1 protein-coding gene is annotated in these 467 nt (G+C 75.8%); it reads left to right on the top strand.

Annotated elements, in window-relative coordinates; genetic code table 11:
* Positions 1 to 60: 60 nt before the first annotated feature.
* Positions 61 to 465: a divalent-cation tolerance protein CutA gene (gene cutA / locus IH44_RS0140120; protein WP_051818366.1), complete on the top strand. Its 405-nt coding sequence runs from the start codon at positions 61 to 63 to the stop codon at positions 463 to 465.
* Positions 466 to 467 lie beyond the last annotated feature (2 nt).

Below are 467 nucleotides of genomic sequence, written 5' to 3' on the forward strand. Positions count from 1 at the left end.
CTCCCGCCCCACCTCCCCTCCCGCCGCTCCCGCCGCTCCCGACCCCCGTACGCTCGGCCCATGACCGAGCCGCAGCACCCGCACGACCGTCCGACCGAACACCCGTACCCGCACCGGCACGTGGTGGTGACGACCACCCACGAGGACGAGGCCGCCGCCCGTGCCCTCGCCACCGCCCTGGTCCGCGAACGCCTCGCCGCCTGTGCGCAGGTCCACCCCATCCGCTCGGTGTACTGGTGGGGCGGCGAGGTCCAGGACGCCCCCGAGTGGCGCGTCGACCTCAAGACCCGGGCCGCCCTCACCGACCGCCTCGTCGCCCGGATCGGCGAACTGCACAGCTACGACACCCCCGAGGCGATCGCCGTCCCGGTGACCACCGGAGCCCCCGACTACCTCGCCTGGCTCGACACCGAGACCGCCGACGCCCCCCGAGCCACCCCCGCCGACACCCCCGGAACCGCCTGACC

It is taken from the genome of Kitasatospora sp. NRRL B-11411, from assembly GCF_000721345.1.
In the GTDB taxonomy this organism is placed as follows: Bacteria; Actinomycetota; Actinomycetes; order Streptomycetales; family Streptomycetaceae; genus Kitasatospora; species Kitasatospora cineracea.